This window comes from Shewanella waksmanii, from assembly GCF_043643685.1.
GTDB classification, from domain to species: Bacteria; Pseudomonadota; Gammaproteobacteria; order Enterobacterales; family Shewanellaceae; genus Shewanella; species Shewanella waksmanii_A.
Genome location: NZ_JBHZSN010000009.1, coordinates 44,854 through 62,228, shown reverse-complemented (window position 1 = coordinate 62,228; position 17,375 = coordinate 44,854). Strand labels below are relative to the sequence as shown.

Genomic DNA, 17,375 nt, shown 5'->3' with positions numbered 1-17,375 from the left:
GACACAGTGTCGCAACCTGTGAGTTTGCCGTTGTGGCAGCGTTAGATATTTGCGAAAAAGAGCGCAAATAATGCGGGTAGAACAAATCAATGAATCACAAGCTAAATAAATTAACCCTGTTAATCACCACCATATTAATGCCGTTGAGCCATGCCTATGGACAAACTCCCACCGACTGCGAAGGCAAGCAGTGTGATGACCATATCGTCATCACTGGCGAGCTAATGCGTGAACCTACCAAGGTCAATACCGATCCCAAGAAACCAAGATTGCCGCTACCAGCCTATGATGGAGCAGGATTCCTAAAAACAATCCCAGGTTTTAATGTTGGTCGAAAAGGCGGCGCTGGCGGCGACCCAACACTAAGGGGCATGGGCGGTTCAAGAGTCAGTATTGTAGATGACGGCCAACATATTGCCGGAACCTGCGGCGGGCGGATGGATCCACCAACGGCTTATATTTATCCCGAATCCTATGACAACATTACCGTTATCAAAGGCCCTCAAACCGTAAAGTATGGCCCAGTCGGGTCTGCCGGTACGGTACTTTTTGAAAAAGACCGACACAGTTTTACTGAGAAAGATCTGCAAGGTAGAGCCAGTGTGACCGGAGGCAGTTTTGGCCGTCAAGACTACCTTGTCGAACTTAAAGCTGGCACCGAGACACACTATCTTGATATGGATATCAATCAGTCCAAAAGCGACCACTATGAAGATGGAGACGGTAACACCATTCAATCTAGCTATGATCGCAACAATTACAACTTTGCCCTTGGTTGGACGCCAGACGATGATACGGTGGTTGAACTGGCCTATGGGCGCTCTAGCGGAGAAGCGGAATATGCTGATAGGGCAAATAAAGCCCGGGAAATTAGTAATGAAAACCTGACATTATTAACCCAAATCGATCTGCAATACGATTGGCTTAATAGCATAGAGTTGCAAATTTATAGCAATGAAAATGACCATATCATGGATCAGTTTGACCAAGGAAAAAACTCAGGAACGAATGTAAGAAGAACAACCTCCGGTGGTCACCTATGGCTGGATATCTCAAGCTCAACTGACTGGCAAACCACTGTCGGTGTTGACTATATGGATAGTCTCCACGAGGGGCGTAGTATCAATCCAGCTATCGACAATGGCTTAGATGATCTTTTATCTAAACCATTTAAAGATAACATGCGCCATAAAAACTTGGGTTTATTTGTTGAGTCCAGCTATCAAATTAATCAAGGAAAGTTATTGGCAGGTGCCCGCATCGATCAGTGGCAGACAGAACTTTTTGTCGCTCAACAAGGCAAACGCGATGATGATTTATTGAGTGGCTTTTTACGTTATGAATATATAACGGGTAACAGCCAATACTATATTGGTACCGGTCACGCAGCGCGCATTCCCGATTATTGGGAGTTGATGAAAGCTGATGTGAATAATCCAGCACAGAAAGCCTTTGATTTAGAGCCAGAAAAAACCACTCAACTTGATATTGGTTGGATTTATCAAGCGGACGTGGAAATTGCTTCGTCATTTTATTATGGCAAAGTAAAAGACTATATTCTCATCGACGCCAATACCGAAAAAACCTCGGCATATAATATCGATGCGACCATCTGGGGAGCAGAGATTGGGGTAACTTATGAGTTTAATGACAACTGGTCAACTATCAGCTCCATCAGTTATAGCCACGGCGACAATGACACCGACAGCACACCACTTGGACAGATCTCTCCTTTAGAAGGACGCATCTCGATTAATTATGAAAATGACAATTGGACGGCAGGTTTATTGTGGCGCTTAGTCGCAGCGCAAGACCGGATAGCACTCGGGCAAGGTAACATCTCAGGACAAGACTTAGCGAAAAGCAGCGGCTTTGGTACCTTGGCAATTAACGGCTCATGGCAACACGATGACATACTAATAAGCTTTGGTATAGAGAACCTATTTGATATTACCTATGCCGAGCATATCAGTCGTTCCGGCGCGGGGAATGACATCCCTGGCTCTGAGCCGCTTTTTCAAGTTAACGAACCTGGGCGCACTGCTTGGGTCAAGCTCGACCTAACTTTTTAGCTTGTTAGACTTTATAACTTATTAGACTTTATAACTTGTTAGACTTTTAAACTTGTTAAAAATGCATCATAACGCCTTATCGCGATATGGTAAGGCGTTATACAAAAGCAAACCAGTCATATTGAGCAGACAAGAGCTTAATACTCATCGCAATTGACATCGTCACCACCAAGGGCTTAATTATCTTGCTTCCTTTGGTAATAACCAAACGCGAACCGATTGTCGCCCCTATCGCTTGTCCAGCTAACATAATCAAGCCTAACAACCAAAATACTTTACCACCAATAGCAAAGAAGATTAACGAGGCAATGTTAGTGGAAAAATTCAATATCTTGGCGTGTGCCGTTGCTTTAGCCAGTCCATAACCGGCTAAAGACACAAAAGCTAACGCGAAAAAGCTCCCAGTACCTGGACCAAAAAATCCGTCATAAAAACCAACGCCTAATGCCGCGGTAAAACCAAAAGCGGTAGGCGTTAGTACCTGATGCCGGTCTTCTTCACTCACTTTCTTTGAAAATAAAAAGTAGCCACCTATGGCCAATATCAGAAACGGCAGCAGCAATTCCAGCACAGAACTATCGATAAGTTGTACCGCAACCGTACCAATCGCAGAGCCGACAAATGCACAGGCTATGGCTAACTTCATCTGCGATAACTTCACCATACCTTTACGAACAAAATAAAGGCTAGCAAAAAAACTACCACCACAAGCTTGTAGTTTATTGGTTGCCAGTGCAGCTGTGGGGGGTAAGCCTGCCCACATGAGTGCGGGTATGGTTAGTAGCCCACCGCCGCCGGCAATCGCATCAATAAATCCCGCCAATACTGCAACAAAAAACAGTAAAGCGATAAGTTGGTATGAGAGCTCTATGGCCATGAAATATTCTCGACGGTTAGTTAGTAAAGCGAGGCTGCTATTAGACTTGGTTTGCATGGCGATTTCAAAGGATATATTCTCTTGCTAGTGTGAGATATTCTCACACTAATACGATAATTTGAGGGCAAAATATTGGCTTACTCTCTACCTCCAATGAATACCTTGCGGATCTTTGAAGCCGCCGCTAGGCATTTAAGTTTTAGCTTAGCGGCCAAAGAGCTATTTCTTACCCATGGTGCAGTAAGTAAACAAATTAAACAGCTGGAGAATGATATTGGCTGTGCTTTGTTTGTTCGCCAGCACAGGCAGGTAAGTTTAACGACTAACGGACAACGGTACTTGGTCAATATTCAAGCAGCCTTGCAAACCATTAGCCGTGCAACTGAAGAGCTTAGAGCGGCAGAAACGGACCGGCAATCGATATCAATTAACGTCCTTCCAAGCTTAACGATTAATTGGCTAATTCCTCGAATGGAGCAATTTAAGCAGCGCTACCCGCATTTATATGTTGACCTGTCCATCGGTGATTTTAAGGTCGACTTTAATTTGCATCGATATGATATCGCAATACGAAGCGCAACCACGCCCCCCAAAGATTGCCAATATGTCAAACTAATGGATGAGGATCTTTGTTTAGTTTGTAGCCCTCACATTGCTAAGCAGCTTCAATCTCTCGAAGATATTAATCGTGTTACCTTGTTAAAGCACACCACCCGGCCTGAGCTATGGCCTTTTTGGTCGGAACAAGTTGGGATCGCGCTTTTCAATGAAAAGAACTTTGGTATGGAGCATTTCTATATGCTGAGTCAAGCTGCAGTAAGTGGCATGGGAATCGCTTTGATCCCGCGTTTTTTCATTGAAGAGCAGCTTAGCGATGGCAGTTTAGTTATTCCATTTGATAACCAATTCACCAGCCCATATAGCTATTATTTGCAATTTCCCAGTGCGGCTAAGCGGCCAGTAAAAGTGCAGGCGTTTATCGATTGGTTACTAGAAATATTTTCACCTTACCGGCATTAAGTGCTCGCTCCTCACAACCCAAAGCAGCGAGCATGTCGGTTAAATTAACTCTTCAACTACATCAAAGGCTTCAAGATAGTTTACCCCTGGTGAAGCATCAAATTCAAAATTCAACACTTTTAGACAGGTCTCAAAAGTTTTCTCACCAAACCAGGTTTTATCAAAAGCATGTAATGCGCTAATGATCCCCTGCTGATCGCCTTGCCCTTGCAAGTTGTTTGGTGTTAGCGTGGCGATAAAGCTAGCGACTAAGCCATAAAGATCTTTTTCTGCATCACCTTCTGCCGCCCAAAGCTCGGGATCGGCATAGCGACTCGCATAATGGCTTGTGGCAATATCCAACCCAATCCCAAAGTTCACTAAAATGGCTTTTTCGCGATTACAAATAATGTTTTTAGGGCAGATTGCGCCATGGTAAATATCCATTTGATGCATAAACTGTAAACCAGAAAGTAGCTGGGTAAACCACATAATGGGCTGACCAAGCTTAATACCCGGCACGTCATCAAGCGACACCCCGTACTCCCAAGCTCTAGCAATAAACAGGGTTTCACTTTGCGGTAACTGCCCAAAAGCCAATACCTTCTCAACATGAGGATGATAAAGCTTAGACAAACTACGATACAGGTTACTTAACTGTGGCCACTTAGCCTCTACCTTGTGATAAATAGAAACCCCAGTATTGTATTGGCCTTGGATATGTTTGGCGCGCCAGAACTGGCTACTTTCAGTAGCCGCAATAAACTGCTCCAAGCGGTAGTGATGATCGATAATCGCACCAGTGGCAATATCAATTTTCTCGGGTAACGTGTCACACACTCCGTTGTCGATAAGCGCCGACAAGTCACAACGTAGCGCATCTAAATCAATGGTCCCACCAGCTGCTGCAAGCCTAAACCATTGATAAATTCGTGGTTGCTTGGTTTGCTCGGCTAAGGTTAAAAAGCCCTTAGCGTAAGCTTGGATATCCTGACTATTGTTCAAGTTATCTTTAATATCGATAAACTCAACATCGCCCATATCGGAGATAAAGATACAATTACTTGTCCACCCGCCAACGGTGTAACCACGACGATGGATTTGTTGTAAGCCAGTCACCGAGCGACGAAGTATTTCAAGTAATTGATAGGTTGTTAATGATTCATGTTCAAGCACATTGAGAGGCACGCCTCGCGGCATACGGATCGGTAACACCAACTGCTCGCCATCTTGAATCAAAGGTGCACACTGAGGCACGCCGCTGCAGCCTGCCAACCCTTGCAGGCGCTTAAACTCATCTCTTAATCTAAGCTCATAACTATTACATTCGTCTGCACTGTCAAATTGGGTTGGCACCAAAACCTTTAATAACCATGGCGCGGTCCAATCACCGGGGTTGTATTCCGATTGCCAAACCTCAAGTCCACTTTGAATAAACAAGCACTTAAGCTTGATAAAATCTTGGATTTTATTATTTCGCTGTTCGACCAATGCCACCTGTCCAATGGTTTCTAGTACCATCTCTTTTTGCTTATCGGTGACTTGGTGTTTATGGGGCGCTGTCAGCCCCCACTCTTTAGTTAACGCTGCAACAATCTGTTTTGGGGTGTAAATACTCAGTGAGCCTTGCTGCTTTTCTAATTCAATCTCTTCGCCTTTGCGCCCAGTGACAAATACCATACCTTGGCACCATGGTGCATAAACGCCAACTGGAATCTTATGTTTGACGTTGCCAGCCAACACTCTTGCAACGTAATTGGCTTTTGCCAGACTATTGTCAACCTGACGTCCATCTAGTGACCACGCATGTAAGCCGGCATCAAGTCTGCCGATATACCCTTTAACATCGACCACATACACGCCCCATTCGCCGATAACTAATGCATCAACTTCCATGGCTTGGCCAGATTTAGTCGGAATTTCAACATTGGTTAATAGGATATAGTTTTCAGGGAGTTCGTCCGCGAGCAAAGAAAATGCCCAACGCTCGGCATCGTTTACAGGGGTGCCAAAACTAATTAACTTTGCCATTCTTATCTCCTTCTCGTGGCATTAACCTGTCAAATGTCGTCGAATGCGGACAGGCCTGTTAGTATTTTTTAGACATAAAAAAGCCACTACAGGAGTGGCTTAAAAGTCAATCTAATGGTTACAACTATCTGAGTGTTCGTGATCATCATCGGCAAACTCATCGTCACCTTCTTGATGCTGCATCACGCCCCAGCCATCTGTTGCACCGCCAAATTCACCGGCAAACTCATTCAATGCAATCTCTTGAGCAACAATAGCGTCATATTCGGGTACCATATTGAGGCAAACAATCAGCTCCCACTTTCCGAGTTCATCATTCAAATGCAACTCAACCTCACCGGAGAGATCAGACTCGGTTAACTCTTGCAAAGCTGACTCAGCATCACGTTGGTCTTCAAACAAAAGAAAGTAATCCACATCCAATGCTTGGCTTAAATCGATGCCTGCTTCTTGCATTGCCGCGAGCATTTTACCGTTATCATCATCTGGAAATTGCATTATCTACTCCTTACTCGTTTGAAGCGGCAACAATTTGTACCGACTCACCATTAAAGCTGACAATATCTCCAGCAATAACTTTTTTACGCTTGCGAGTTTCAATTTCACCATTGACACTCACTTGACCTTCACTAATGACAAATTTCGCTTCGCCACCACCACTAGTCATCGATTGTACTTTTAAAATCTTGTATAGCTCGATGTATTCATCACCTGGCAAAAGCGCCAGCGTTTCCATTTGTGCAGTCACACTAAAACCCTTAATTTTAAAACTAGCAGGATTATATCATTTGCTGACTATTGTGCACGCTCAGCAGCTAACAAACCATAGTAACTATCGTCAATCCACTGCGAATCAATCTTCATGTTGTGCCGCAGTATACCCTCAAGTTGAAATCCGCACTTTTCCAGTACTCTGCCCGAAGCCAGATTATCTTTGGCACACACGCCAACAAATTTATGCACATCAAACTGCAAACAAGCCCAGTCAATCACCGCTTCCAAACTCTCACTCGCATAACCTTGCCCATGAGCAGAGGACACTAGCATATAGCCAACCTCAACCTGTTTCAGCTCAGGTTTATTAGCATAAAACCCCGTAAAGCCAATAAAGGTACCGCTATGAACCTCTTCAATCACTAAGGTCAACCAGTCACCTGAAGCAAATTCCCACGGCGCTAGGCGCTCGGTAAATTTTTGCTTTAACAAGGGAATATCATCGAGAGATCTTACGAACTTGTTTAAATCTGGATCTTGATGCACAAGCAGAAAATTATCGAGATCTCGTGCATCAAGTGTGCGAATTTTTAACCTTTCGGTATATAACTCTATCATCAATCTATAACGATTAACCGCGGCTTGTTACTTCAAGCAGGTGGTAACCAAACTGCGTTTTTACCGGACCTTGCACTTCATTTAAAGGCGCACTAAATACGACTTCATCAAACTCTCGTACCATCATACCAGGACCAAATGAACCTAAATCACCGCCTTGCGCACCAGATGGGCAAGATGAGTGTGCTTTAGCCACATCGCCAAAATCAGCTCCCTCTAAAATTTGTTGCTTTAGCGATTCACACTGCTCTTCGCTGCTCACTAGTAGATGTCGTGCTGTTGCTTGAACCATGGTTTATCCTCTTTAAATAAAATGAATCCCAGCCAGTATGCCACATTAGCTGGGATTACCTAGTGTATTTTTTATGATATTAGCTGGCTTGCAAGGTGGCGATCCAAGTGTCTATTTTACGCTCCATTACCGCCATAGGTAACGAACCCGTGGTAATGATTTGGTCATGAAACGCTTTTAAATCGAACTTATCGCCTAAGGCTTTTTCGGCTTTCTCTCGTAAAGACAAGATTTGCAGCTGACCAACCTTATAAGACAAAGCTTGCCCAGGAATCGCCATGTATCGCTCAACCTCAGCAACGATATCTGACTCGGCCATTGGCGAGTTGTCTTTCATATACTGAATAGCTTGCTCACGGCTCCACCCTTTCGCATGTAAACCGGTATCAACGACCAAACGCATTGCCCTTAGCATTTCATCGGACAACTTACCAAAATATTGGTACGGGTCTGTAAACAAGCCCATTTCTATCCCCAAGTACTCAGCATATAAAGCCCAGCCTTCTTCAAATGCGGTATAGCCACCAAAGCGTTGGAATTGGGGTACATCTGTTAACTCTTGCTTAATCGCAATTTGAAAATGATGACCCGGTGCAGCTTCATGTAGAGAAAGCGTTGTCATGCCCCATTTAGGCTGCGCTTTGAGATTATAGGTATTGATATAGAACACACCTGGACGAGAACCATCTACTGCTGGTGATTGATATGATGCGCCTGCCGCAGACTGCTCTCTAAAACTCTCAACAGGCTTAACGACGTAGTCAGCCTTAGGCATAACATTAAAGTACTTTGGTAGCACCGCGTTAATGCTGTCTTTTAATGCCATGTAGCCGTCAACTAAGTCTTGGCGCTCGGTAAAGAAGTACTGTGGCTCAGAACTTAATGAATCAAAGAAAGCACTCAAATCGCCTTTAAAGCCAACTTGCTGACGAACCTCATCCATTTCGGCAAGAATTCGAGCAACTTCAGATAATCCAACTTGATGAATCTCATCGACTGACATCGTCGTAGTCGTATGTTGATTGGCTAGATGCTGATACCAAACTTTACCATTGGGCAGCCCCCACCAACCATCACTGGCACGTGCTGCGGGCAAATAGGTATTAGCAAAGTAGTCTTTCAAGCTCGTCAGCGCCGGTAACAATTCAAGTTCAATTTTGGCTTTATATGCATTGGTTAACGCGGTTTTGTCTTGCTCTGATAAACTGTCTGGAAGTTTAGTGATTGGAGCATAGAATAAACTTTGCTCAGCACTATCGACTAACTGTGCTTCTAGCTGAGGAATAATACGCTGAACTAATACACGTGGTAATACAACCTTGCTTGCAATACCTTCATCCATACGTTGCTGCGCAAGCTTAGTCCAATTAATAAAGCCATCTAGACGAGACAGCCAATTATTATAATCGTCAACTGTGTTAAACGGCTGCGCACTTTCGCCACTACCTAGCTGCACCATACTAATCACGGTGCTGTAGAACTGATTCATTGGCATGAAATGTTCTGGGAAGGTTTCTGAAACCAAAGCGATATTTCTATCGTAATTAAACATGTCGTAGCTAAGTTGAAGATTTGCAGGCAATGCCGCTCTATCTATCGCTTTAACTTGCTTTAAGTACTGAGTGTTTAACTCATGGCGTGCTTTTAAATACTCTTCCGTCAGGGTTCCACCAAACTGATCGTTATAATCATTTACGCCAACATAAGTGGCGTAAATGGGATTAAGCTTTAGCACGTCTTTAAAATATTGATCAACCAGTGCCATGTATGCCTGTTCTGCTGACTGCTCAGCTGCGGCTTCTACTGGCTTTTGAGCAGTATTAGCACTGCTAGTAACTGTTTTATCCTGTGAGCAAGCTGATAAAGCTAGCACTGAGGCCATTGCGAGCGTCAGTATATTCTTATTCATTGTTATTTTATCCCTCTTGTTCTGTGCGATCGCGTTTAGTTTTCTATACTTAACTTCAGGACCAATAAAGGAGCTAGTCAATGATCTATTCATTTCGTAACTCAGGTTTTCGAGATCCAGAAACTGGCGTCTACAATCAAACCTACTTTATGGAAGTGTTCAACAGAGAGTGGCACCGCCACATCCGGGAACACCAAAGTCTGGCCCTATTGTATCTGTGCCCACACATTCATGAAACAGTAAAGCAACCTCATTTACTGGAATTTTTCATGAAACAAGTTCAAGAAGCTATATTACGTAATACTGACTTAGTCGCCAGGCTCAATCACAATAACTTTGCATTTGGGTTGTTTAATATTGACGAACCTGGCACCGAAGTAGTGATTTCACGAATAGAGCAAAAAATTGCCGAATTTAATGATGAGTATCGACGGAAACACACGAGCCATGTTGACTACGAACTTGCCGCCTATGTTTGCCAACCAGAGCAAGATCTACATATAGAGTCACTGTTCAAGGATGTGGAAGCCTTAACACATGAGCTTGAGATGCAAAAAGATCAACACATGGCGTTACGGAAGCTCAATTAACATACCTTGAACTAAGCAAAAAAGTGGTTTAACTATGAAATAAAAAAGCCCCTTAAGAGGGGCTTTTTCAAATGCTTACTTTTACAGTTAAAGCGCTACGTTATAAATACGGGCTTTTTCTTCAATATAAGCGAGATAACTTTTTGCTGTTTTAGCAGTTTTCTTATCTTTAGCAGCTAGCTTACAACGCTCATATGCAGCTTTGTATTGCTTAATACCCAGATAAGCCAGCGCAAGTTCAAACTGTACTTGGCCTTTATTAACATCACCTGCTTCAAGTGCTTTCTTCAACACAGGAATCGCTTGTTTGTGCTTTTCCTGTAGGGTTAGCAAACGGGCTTGTCTAAGATAAAGTTTACCGTCATTATTAATTTCGGCAGCCTTACCATAGTACTCAGCACCTTTGCTTAGCTCTTTAGCATTATGGAAGAAACCGGCAAGCATAGAGTATGTTTTCTCTTTCTTTTCGATTAATCCAGACTTCAGATGCTTCTCAAAAACATTAGCTGCACGGTATGCTGAACCGTTTGATGCTAACAATTGAGTATAGCGAGTGATATTTCCTGCTGTTTCCAAAAAGCCATTACGATACGCTAAATCATAGGTTGCTAATGAGTTAGTGAAGTCTTCTGTCATTAGATAAAATTGTGCTAACTGTACCCATAGACGCTTATCGTCTTGGAACAGCGGCACCATAGTTTCTAATACGTTAATGGCATTTTTGTAGTCTTTCTTATTGAAGTAAGCAGTCAGCTTCATCTGATATAAGCCTTTATCTGGCTTATCAGATAACCCAATACCCTTATCAGCTACTTCAAGAACTTTATCCCACTGCTTTAGCTCTGAATAGGCAATACCAATTCTGCGGTATACCTGAGCATCTTCCTTACAGGTGAATGCCATCCAGTCAAAATAAACTGGAATTGACTCTTTAAACTTCTTCTCTTGTATCAAGAGATCCGCATAAAGACGTAAGGTTGCACCGTGGTCTGTTCCACCAAGAATGTCGGCATCAACTGCGGTTTTGAGGTACTTAATTGCTGTGGACATTTGCCCTTTTTCAGCATAAAAGTTACCCAACATACGCGCGATATATGCCTTATCGAAATCATTTCGCGAGTTTGCTTCTAGCAAAATTGCGATGGCTTCGTCGACATTACCTTCCTGATAAGCTTCAAAAGACTTTTGCACTTTCTTAGCTGCACTTTGACCCACAGCTTTAGACTGGCGTTTTTCAATTGGGCACTTTTCAGCAGCCATTGCTGCTGGTGCTGCCACAACGCTTCCACCAACAGAAAGCAAAATAGCAGCTGCGATAGCATTTACTTTACGCATTGTTATTTGCCTCCTTTATCTAAACTAAAGTCAAGTTGAACTGTCATACCTGGTTGCTTAATCGCTTTACCATCAACAATTTTCGGCTTGTACTTCCACTTTTTAAGTGCACGACGAGCTTCTTTGTTAAACAATCGCTTTGGCTCTGCTTTGATGATTTTCACATCTTCAACACCGCCAAGTTCGTTAATAGTAAAGCTTAGCTGTACCCAGCCCTCTTTGCCATCACGAGCAGCGGCAATTGGATACTGTGGTTCGATACGAACGATTGGCGTTGCATCGCCATCACGCGTCATCATATTACCAAGCTTAAAGCCAGTGTTAGCTGTACCAGCAGCTACCCCACCCATGTTAAATGACATATTGGTATCAATGTCAGATGAACTATCTGGCGGAGGTGTATCCGGCAGAGGTGGTTGCTCAGGCGGTGTTGGTGGCTTAGGTTTAACCCTAGGCTTATCCTGAACTTTCGTATCCTGCTTATCCATACTGATCTCAATAATAGGAGAATCAGTTTTGGTGTCGGCGCGTTTAGCGCCGCCACCGACCAAGAAGGCCATAAAGACAAACAGGGCGAAAGTAACAGCAGCACCAATAATGAGTGATACTATTGCTCTCAGCATATTAGTCTTTCCCCGCAGAGATCGAAATCTTATCGATACCCGCTTTCTTAACGTTGTCCATTACCTTAACAACAAGGCCATGTTCAGCTTCTTGGTCTGCTTCGATTAATACAGCCGCTTCAGGTGCCTCAGCCAACATACGCTCAACGTTTGCTGTTACACGCTCGATGTCAACCTGACGGTTTTCCATCTTAATTACGCCTGTCTTACTCACACCAATAAAGATGTTTGCAGATTTCTTTTGTGTCGCTGTTGAGGCCTCTGGTTTCTTGTAATCAAGACCAGAAGGCTTAATGAACGACGTTGTTACGATAAAGAAGATAAGCATGATAAACACGATGTCGAGCATCGGCGTCATATCTACTTGTGCTTCTTCTTCTACACTTGAATGCTTTTTACGTGCCATTTTAAATACTCTCTCTAGTGGTGTGGCAAGCTATCTTTTAGCTTTTCTAAACTGATTTTCATTTTTGCATCTAGTCGAGTACTAAAAAATACTCCAGATAGTGCCGCTACCATTCCTGCCATAGTAGGCATGGTGGCCATTGAAATACCAGCTGCCATCATACGAGCGTTACTCGTACCATGTACTGCCATCACATCGAATACCTGTATCATACCGGTTACGGTACCTAGTAGACCAATCATTGGACATGTGGCTACTAGAGTTTTGATAATCAGCATACGAGCATTCATATCTTGTTTCGCTTGGGATACCCAAGCTTCACGGATACGGTGTGCATACCAGGAGGTAGAATCCTCTCTGTCTTGCCATGCTTTGATAATGTTCTTGTGCTCTTTTGGCGCAATTAAATTTAAGTACCAATAGCGCTCAAGCATTAACACCCACATGATAAATAGCACTGCCGCTACCAACCAGAGGACGTCGCCCCCGGTGGCCATGAAGCCCCTGACGGAATCCCAGATGTCCATCAGGTATAGCATCATTAGGCGTTCCTCTTCTCAGCGTGCGCTGCAACAATGCCTGCACTTTGCTCTTCAAGCACTTGTACGACAGACTTGCTACGTGCAATAACAATCGCGTGCATCAACATTAGTGGTAGTGCAGCAACTAGACCTTGTACCGTAGTCATCAATGCCATAGAGATACCACCAGCCATCAAGCGTGGGTCACCTGTACCGAACAATTGAATTGTTTGGAAGGTTGCAATCATACCGGTTACTGTACCTAGTAGACCCATCATAGGTGCGATAGCCGCTAGAACCTTGATGATAGAGATACGAGTTTCAAGTGCAGGCGTTTCTTTTAGAATCGCTTCATCAAGCTTAAGCTCAAGCGTTTCAACGTCAACGTCTTTGTTTTCTTGATAAGTAGTCAGGATACGACCTAGTGGGTTGTTACCTGGATTATCAATGTTTTTACGCTGAGCATTAACTTTAGCACCTACTAAGTATAGTGTAATTAGACGCTCGATTGAGATTAGAGCACCAAGAACCAATAGACCAATAATGATATAACCAATTGGACCACCAGCTTCGATACGCTCTTCAATGGTTGCTTTTTGAGTGAATACGCTTAGTAGAACACCACGCGCAGGGTCAACAAACAGCTTTTCATAGCCAGAAGTTGCTTGACCAAACGATTTAACACTTGCAACTTGCTCACCGCCAGGCTGTTGAGAAAGTTGTTGAATTAGACCAAGGTCTGCGTTGTACACAACGTACTCGCCATCAGCAAGTAGGTTATACGCACCAACACGGGTAACAGTTGTGTTCTTAACACCGCCATCAAGACCAGTCACTGATGCATCGAAAGATACAACTTTACCTGACTCAGCCATTTCGAAAAGCTGTGCTTCCCAGAATTTTTCTAGCTCATCAATTTTTGGTAGTTCTTTACGAGCACCAAGCTCTGCGATGAACTGGTCACGACCTGGGAATTGAGCAGTTACGTTTGACGCAACTAGCTTACCCGCGAAGTCACCGGCTTCACCTTTAACAACACCGAACATTTCACCCAAGTCACCTTGAGCAATTTTACGGTCTTCTTCTAACTGCGCAATTTTACGCTCGTTATCAGTGAAAGCTTGTGCAAGATCTTTACCGCGTTGCTCTTCAGCAGCTAGTGCCGCTTTTTCACGCTTAAGAAGTGCAGCTTTATCACCACGCTCTGCGCGGAATTCAGCTTCACGGTTTTTATTAGTTTTAGCAGCGTTTGCACGATCCGTTTGAACTTGCTTTAACAGTTGGTCAATAGTTTTAGGTGCATCAGCAGCGCTAACCATGCCAGAAGTTAGAGAAAGAGTGGCAGCAACGATTGCTGTAGAGATAAACTTTTTCATTATTGCGCAGCCTCCGCAGCAGGGATTGGTAGTGCAAACATATCAGGAGCACCTTGACCCCTTGCTTGTTTGATTGCTTTGTTCAAGTTACGAAGATAAGTCGCTTCTAACTTGTCCCATGCTTTTGTGTCTGCGTTGTACATCCAAGCTTGTTTTTGGTCTTGGCTCTGAGCGTAAAGCGCTACACGACCGAAGTTTAAGAAATCAACTAGGATCTCTTTACCGTCTAACTGAAGCTGGCCTGTTTGCGCGTTAAGCTTAGTACCGTATTCACGCTCGATGTTATAAGCATCAAGGATAAGACGATACTTTTCAGCTAGGGTAACTTCAGCAGTGTTTAAGATATCGCGTAAACGCTGTACACGCTCTTGGCGAGCTTCTAGGTTGAATGGAAGATCTAAAGCAATAAATTGCTCAAGTGCATCTACCATTTTAAACATTAATGGAACAACACCTTGGCGAAGCTTATCAACGCCATCGATATCATCTTGGATCAGTTTCATTGTTGCTTCTTGGTCTGCAACTAATCCAGCTACATAGTCATTATAAGATTTAACTGACTCACGAGTATCGGCTACTTGAGCGTACTCAAACGCCATATCTTGCGCTTGGTCGAAATACTTATTAACTTTCTCTTGAGATGCTGCTGCATCTTGATGAATTTTTGAATCCGCCTTCTGAAGATCAGAGAGTGGATCTGCAACCACTAAGTTACTGCCTGCTAAGGCCAGAGCTCCAACGAGCGCTGTAGCGATTTTAGTTCTATTGCTTACCTTGGACATAGTTCCCAACCAATTTGAAGTGAAAATAAAAGGTTTAACTTATAATTAACCAGTGGTTTCTGCTTATTCTGCAAGACTGCCACGGCTATAAGTGTGTATTTCTCTTGTGATTGTTAATTATTATCTTCCCTTTTCTACACCTCCGAAGATGTAGACCCGCAGGCATCATTTCACAAAATGTTGACCTGTGTCAACATTTGAAAATGCCTAAAAGTAGTAGAAATCAGACTTTAGTTACTAAAAATGGTTAAAAGCGCCTTTTTTGACCAAAAGCATATTGCTGATCGTGGTAACTTATGTAACAAGAAAAACCCAACTTAACACTAACTTACTGATTAAAAATAACTAAAACCAACGTTCAAAACAGGCATGAGTTAACATAATATTAACAACATGCATATAACATGCGTAGTAAACATAAGATTTATCATAACGCCTCGAATAATCAATAATTTACATGCAAACAATAAACACCATCAGCCTTAGCCAGATTCATATAATTTTCATGCAGATTTCCTAGTGCATTGAAACGCTTAGAAGTTAATGAACTAAATTAAAAGATTTGGGAAATATGCACTTTAAGAGGTCTGTCCAGAAGGTTAATCAGACGTTCTAAAAGCAGGCTAACACTATTTGATATTGATATGATAAAAGTCGACAGCTAGAGTTTAATTCGATAAGCAGTTTCAAGCTTTTGTAGCAGTTTATTGTTCTCTGTAAAGCTTCCAAAATTTCGACTATAGCCGATAAGCAAACCGCTCTCGCAAAGAAGCAGAGTAACTCCAAGCTTATAGGTTTACAGTTAACTATTTGACCATTTAAAATTAGAAGGCGATACAGGCATGATCGTGAAGTAAAGTATAACGCTTAGTTTCAACTAAATTAAATCAAGCTAAAAGGAAATTAAATCGGTGTTATTGCTAAGTTAGCGCGGCCAGTAGACCTTGGCACTTAGAGTAAAGCCACCTTTATCGTTTTATAAAGCGTCAAACTATAAGTATCAAAAAAGCCCTAGTAACCTAGGGCTTAAAAGGCGTTGGAGCTGGTACTTATTTTAAAGGCTATTTCTTGTTTCAGAGAAGCCTCCCTCTCTAGGTACAGTATAACCAGTTCTTTGCTTTCTATTTAAAGAACTATACGCGTTCTCTTGGTCTTTTTTCATCTGCTCGGTGGTCCGACATACTTTGGTTTTTCTATTCGTCCCTGTACGTGACATCATTTCACAATGAATACCAGCTAATATCATTTCACCATCGTCACCCTGACTTTTAAACATATCCTGCGAAGACTCGCAGCCTACAAAGAAAAACAACGTTAAAATCAACAGCTTTTTCATACCTATCTCCTTGGTCAAGTAAAGAAGCCGCCTCATTGCAAGGGGCTTTGTGATAGCCCGTTTAAGAAGGGCCCAATCTACTTCGAATCAAACTGTGACGGTTGCGACTTTTCAACTTAGCCTCGGAACTGAAAACCCACTATTATGTAAATTCTTTGGGCTGCATTAATATCCGTATAACCTAAATTGCTAGCCTTTTTGAGCTTCTTTATAGGTAACTTTACCTAACAGCCGAGACACAACCATACTTCTGAAAGCAACTCGTTAATTTAAAACATAACATTATAAATAACTTAATAAAAATCCGTAACTTACAACTCAAGGCGGTTACAGAACGCTACATACCTTTCAATAATAACTTCTAATCTATTGATACTGTACGTAGGTCATTTTAACGATGTGATATCTCACAAATTAATCGATGTACAATAGTTTCTTTAATTCAGTAGTTCTTCAAAATAAGACATTAAATCATGGGCTATATACTAAAAGAAGCTTCAATAGTAACCACCTATAAAAGCAGGTGGTTTAAACCCGTAAATAGAAAGATTTAGTGGACTTCAAGCTTCAATAATTCCATTGCTTTCTGTCCAGTTGTTTACTGTCTCCCCTAATTACGGTTCAGGTAATTCAGCTAGTTGTTTGAGGTATAGCCCGTTCTTTGTTTGCGATTCAAAGAATTGTAAGCTTCCCTTTTTTCCTTTTCTATTTGTTCGGTGGTTCTGCATACTTTCGTTTTTCTATTCGACCCTGTTCGCGACATCATCTCACAATGAATACCCGCAATTGCCATCTCTCCGTCATCTTGCTGGTTCTTGAACATATCTTGTGATGATTCACAGCCGGCAAATAAAAACAATGATAAAATCAATAACTTCTTCATACCTATCTCCT

General features: G+C 42.6%; 18 protein-coding genes. 3 read left to right on the top strand and 15 right to left on the bottom strand.

What is annotated here, in order from left to right:
- The first annotated feature begins 89 nt into the window (after nucleotides 1–89).
- Nucleotides 90–2,072, top strand: coding sequence for a TonB-dependent copper receptor (locus ACHUFW_RS14450; protein WP_394204043.1), 1,983 nt, complete (start codon nucleotides 90–92; stop codon nucleotides 2,070–2,072).
- 97 nt (nucleotides 2,073–2,169) lie between these two features.
- Here the strand turns inward: ACHUFW_RS14450 and ACHUFW_RS14445 are convergent, their stop codons facing one another.
- On the bottom strand, nucleotides 2,170–2,949 hold the full coding sequence (locus ACHUFW_RS14445) for a TSUP family transporter (RefSeq protein WP_394204143.1): 780 nt from the start codon (nucleotides 2,947–2,949) through the stop codon (nucleotides 2,170–2,172).
- 132 nt (nucleotides 2,950–3,081) lie between these two features.
- Here ACHUFW_RS14445 and ACHUFW_RS14440 point away from each other — a divergent pair, with 132 nt between their 5' ends.
- Nucleotides 3,082–3,969, top strand: coding sequence for a LysR substrate-binding domain-containing protein (locus ACHUFW_RS14440; RefSeq protein WP_394204042.1), 888 nt, complete (start codon nucleotides 3,082–3,084; stop codon nucleotides 3,967–3,969).
- A gap of 39 nt (nucleotides 3,970–4,008) precedes the next feature.
- Here ACHUFW_RS14440 and ACHUFW_RS14435 read toward each other — a convergent pair whose 3' ends face one another.
- The 6 genes from ACHUFW_RS14435 to ACHUFW_RS14410 all read right to left on the bottom strand — a co-directional run bounded on the left by ACHUFW_RS14435 (nucleotide 4,009) and on the right by ACHUFW_RS14410 (nucleotide 9,512).
- Nucleotides 4,009–5,979 carry an NERD domain-containing protein kinase family protein gene (locus ACHUFW_RS14435; protein ID WP_394204041.1) on the bottom strand — a complete coding sequence of 657 codons (1,971 nt, stop codon included), beginning with the start codon at nucleotides 5,977–5,979 and terminating at the stop codon, nucleotides 4,009–4,011.
- A gap of 111 nt (nucleotides 5,980–6,090) precedes the next feature.
- Nucleotides 6,091–6,477 carry a ribonuclease E inhibitor RraB gene (locus tag ACHUFW_RS14430; RefSeq protein WP_394204040.1) on the bottom strand — a complete coding sequence of 129 codons (387 nt, stop codon included), beginning with the start codon at nucleotides 6,475–6,477 and terminating at the stop codon, nucleotides 6,091–6,093.
- A gap of 10 nt (nucleotides 6,478–6,487) precedes the next feature.
- Nucleotides 6,488–6,715 (bottom strand): RNA-binding S4 domain-containing protein, encoded by a 228-nt coding sequence (locus tag ACHUFW_RS14425; protein ID WP_394204142.1) that lies wholly within the window; start codon nucleotides 6,713–6,715, stop codon nucleotides 6,488–6,490.
- Nucleotides 6,716–6,774: 59 nt separating this feature from the next.
- Entirely contained in the window at nucleotides 6,775–7,311 is a 537-nt protein-coding gene (locus ACHUFW_RS14420) for a GNAT family N-acetyltransferase (protein WP_394204039.1), read from the bottom strand.
- 13 nt (nucleotides 7,312–7,324) lie between these two features.
- On the bottom strand, nucleotides 7,325–7,603 hold the full coding sequence (locus ACHUFW_RS14415; protein WP_394204038.1) for a peptidylprolyl isomerase: 279 nt from the start codon (nucleotides 7,601–7,603) through the stop codon (nucleotides 7,325–7,327).
- Between the two features lie 79 nt (nucleotides 7,604–7,682).
- Nucleotides 7,683–9,512, bottom strand: a complete 1,830-nt coding sequence (locus ACHUFW_RS14410; RefSeq protein ID WP_394204037.1) for a DUF885 domain-containing protein — start codon at nucleotides 9,510–9,512, stop codon at nucleotides 7,683–7,685.
- Between the two features lie 80 nt (nucleotides 9,513–9,592).
- On the opposite strand from ACHUFW_RS14410, the gene ACHUFW_RS14405 reads away from it, so the two are divergent.
- Nucleotides 9,593–10,102, top strand: coding sequence for a diguanylate cyclase domain-containing protein (locus ACHUFW_RS14405; RefSeq protein WP_394204036.1), 510 nt, complete (start codon nucleotides 9,593–9,595; stop codon nucleotides 10,100–10,102).
- Nucleotides 10,103–10,189: 87 nt separating this feature from the next.
- Here the strand turns inward: ACHUFW_RS14405 and ACHUFW_RS14400 are convergent, their stop codons facing one another.
- From ACHUFW_RS14400 to ACHUFW_RS14365, 8 genes are all read right to left on the bottom strand, one after another.
- Nucleotides 10,190–11,437 carry a tetratricopeptide repeat protein gene (locus ACHUFW_RS14400; protein ID WP_394204035.1) on the bottom strand — a complete coding sequence of 416 codons (1,248 nt, stop codon included), beginning with the start codon at nucleotides 11,435–11,437 and terminating at the stop codon, nucleotides 10,190–10,192.
- A 2-nt stretch (nucleotides 11,438–11,439) separates the two neighbouring features.
- Nucleotides 11,440–12,060, bottom strand: coding sequence for an energy transducer TonB (locus ACHUFW_RS14395; protein WP_028773524.1), 621 nt, complete (start codon nucleotides 12,058–12,060; stop codon nucleotides 11,440–11,442).
- Nucleotide 12,061: 1 nt separating this feature from the next.
- Entirely contained in the window at nucleotides 12,062–12,466 is a 405-nt protein-coding gene (locus ACHUFW_RS14390) for an ExbD/TolR family protein (RefSeq protein WP_028773523.1), read from the bottom strand.
- Nucleotides 12,467–12,480: 14 nt separating this feature from the next.
- Entirely contained in the window at nucleotides 12,481–13,008 is a 528-nt protein-coding gene (locus ACHUFW_RS14385; protein ID WP_394204034.1) for a MotA/TolQ/ExbB proton channel family protein, read from the bottom strand.
- Nucleotides 13,008–14,363, bottom strand: a complete 1,356-nt coding sequence (locus ACHUFW_RS14380) for a MotA/TolQ/ExbB proton channel family protein (RefSeq protein WP_394204033.1) — start codon at nucleotides 14,361–14,363, stop codon at nucleotides 13,008–13,010. Before ACHUFW_RS14380 ends, ACHUFW_RS14385 begins: the two co-directional genes overlap by 1 nt.
- On the bottom strand, nucleotides 14,363–15,145 hold the full coding sequence (locus ACHUFW_RS14375; protein WP_394204032.1) for a DUF3450 domain-containing protein: 783 nt from the start codon (nucleotides 15,143–15,145) through the stop codon (nucleotides 14,363–14,365). The genes ACHUFW_RS14380 and ACHUFW_RS14375 overlap by 1 nt, the downstream gene beginning before the upstream one ends.
- 1,054 nt (nucleotides 15,146–16,199) lie before the next feature.
- Nucleotides 16,200–16,481 (bottom strand): hypothetical protein, encoded by a 282-nt coding sequence (locus tag ACHUFW_RS14370; RefSeq protein WP_394204031.1) that lies wholly within the window; start codon nucleotides 16,479–16,481, stop codon nucleotides 16,200–16,202.
- Nucleotides 16,482–17,115: 634 nt separating this feature from the next.
- Nucleotides 17,116–17,364: a hypothetical protein gene (locus tag ACHUFW_RS14365; protein WP_394204030.1), complete on the bottom strand. Its 249-nt coding sequence runs from the start codon at nucleotides 17,362–17,364 to the stop codon at nucleotides 17,116–17,118.
- Nucleotides 17,365–17,375 lie beyond the last annotated feature (11 nt).

Coding starts and splice junctions, on each gene's coding strand:
- ACHUFW_RS14450 (WP_394204043.1), top strand. CDS start 90: ATGAATCACAAGCTAAATAAATTAACCCTGTTAATCACCACCATATTA.
- ACHUFW_RS14375 (WP_394204032.1), bottom strand. CDS start 15,145: ATGTCCAAGGTAAGCAATAGAACTAAAATCGCTACAGCGCTCGTTGGA.
- ACHUFW_RS14390 (WP_028773523.1), bottom strand. CDS start 12,466: ATGGCACGTAAAAAGCATTCAAGTGTAGAAGAAGAAGCACAAGTAGAT.
- ACHUFW_RS14385 (WP_394204034.1), bottom strand. CDS start 13,008: ATGATGCTATACCTGATGGACATCTGGGATTCCGTCAGGGGCTTCATG.
- ACHUFW_RS14420 (WP_394204039.1), bottom strand. CDS start 7,311: ATGATAGAGTTATATACCGAAAGGTTAAAAATTCGCACACTTGATGCA.
- ACHUFW_RS14445 (WP_394204143.1), bottom strand. CDS start 2,949: ATGGCCATAGAGCTCTCATACCAACTTATCGCTTTACTGTTTTTTGTT.
- ACHUFW_RS14435 (WP_394204041.1), bottom strand. CDS start 5,979: ATGGCAAAGTTAATTAGTTTTGGCACCCCTGTAAACGATGCCGAGCGT.
- ACHUFW_RS14400 (WP_394204035.1), bottom strand. CDS start 11,437: ATGCGTAAAGTAAATGCTATCGCAGCTGCTATTTTGCTTTCTGTTGGT.
- ACHUFW_RS14380 (WP_394204033.1), bottom strand. CDS start 14,363: ATGAAAAAGTTTATCTCTACAGCAATCGTTGCTGCCACTCTTTCTCTA.
- ACHUFW_RS14430 (WP_394204040.1), bottom strand. CDS start 6,477: ATGCAATTTCCAGATGATGATAACGGTAAAATGCTCGCGGCAATGCAA.
- ACHUFW_RS14415 (WP_394204038.1), bottom strand. CDS start 7,603: ATGGTTCAAGCAACAGCACGACATCTACTAGTGAGCAGCGAAGAGCAG.
- ACHUFW_RS14395 (WP_028773524.1), bottom strand. CDS start 12,060: ATGCTGAGAGCAATAGTATCACTCATTATTGGTGCTGCTGTTACTTTC.
- ACHUFW_RS14365 (WP_394204030.1), bottom strand. CDS start 17,364: ATGAAGAAGTTATTGATTTTATCATTGTTTTTATTTGCCGGCTGTGAA.
- ACHUFW_RS14425 (WP_394204142.1), bottom strand. CDS start 6,715: ATGGAAACGCTGGCGCTTTTGCCAGGTGATGAATACATCGAGCTATAC.
- ACHUFW_RS14410 (WP_394204037.1), bottom strand. CDS start 9,512: ATGAATAAGAATATACTGACGCTCGCAATGGCCTCAGTGCTAGCTTTA.
- ACHUFW_RS14405 (WP_394204036.1), top strand. CDS start 9,593: ATGATCTATTCATTTCGTAACTCAGGTTTTCGAGATCCAGAAACTGGC.
- ACHUFW_RS14370 (WP_394204031.1), bottom strand. CDS start 16,481: ATGAAAAAGCTGTTGATTTTAACGTTGTTTTTCTTTGTAGGCTGCGAG.